At 52.7% G+C, this 1005-nt stretch carries 1 protein-coding gene; it reads left to right on the forward strand.

Annotated elements, in window-relative coordinates; translation table 11 throughout:
- Positions 1-797 (forward strand): MMPL family transporter (locus tag AC1DRJ_RS29480; RefSeq protein WP_477805230.1); only part of this gene is annotated, 797 nt, incomplete at its 5' end.
- Positions 798-1005: the final 208 nt, after the last annotated feature.

Below are 1005 nucleotides of genomic sequence, written 5' to 3' on the forward strand. Positions count from 1 at the left end.
TGCTTAATATGATAACTGCTAGCGCGCCGCGGGGACTTTACAACGAGTCCTGCAGCTTGCTGACGCTGTACGTTTTTCTCAAGGACCATAAGGCCGAAACGCTTACGCGCCTGGTGAATCACGTCGAGGCTTTTGCAGCGGCTAATGACACAGATGAGGTCAAATTCCAGCTTGCCGCGGGCAATGCGGGAATTGAAGCGGCGACGAATATCGTGGTCAAAGAGGCCAATCGCGAGATGCTGTTTTGGGTGTACGGCGCAGTTATTTTGCTCTGCCTCATCACCTTCAGGTCTTGGCGAGCGACTTTGTGTGCCGTGATTCCGCTCATGCTCACGTCGATATTGTGTGAGGCATTGATGGTCGGGTTAGGTATCGGTGTGAAAGTGGCGACCTTGCCGGTAATCGCTCTGGGCGTAGGGATTGGGGTTGATTACGCGCTTTATGTAATGACCATTATGCTAGGGTTCTTGCGCGAAGGTAAAAGCCTCTCCGAGGCTTACTACCGCGCCCTTGTATCCACGGGCAAGGTAGTAATGCTTACAGGGATAACCTTGGCGATAGGTGTGGGCACCTGGATATTTTCCCCAATCAAGTTCCAGGCTGACATGGGGGTGCTCTTGGCGTTCATGTTTGTCTGGAACATGGTGGGTGCTCTTCTATTGCTGCCCGCACTGGCTTACTTTCTCTTGCCTTCCACACCACGCAGTGATGTTTCTGGTCGCAAGGTGGCTAACCTGGTGGCGCTGAGTGAACCAACTCCAGGTCATTCACTGCGTCTCCACAGTGCCCACTCCTGATCGGCACACTACGTCGTATTACCTTTATTCAAGGGCTTTCATAACAATTGTGGTGGGGGCATGTAGCGCCCGGATAATCCTGGATCTCGTTCAGGTTTATCCGGCCAATGACCTTGCCTTCGTCGGCGCAGCAGTAGTGGCTCCGTCAGTGGTCATGTTTTTATGTTCCTGGGTGCACCACCACTAGCGTGAAGAGGATATTTGTATG

This window comes from Pseudomonas sp. P5_B2 (genome assembly GCF_056400445.1).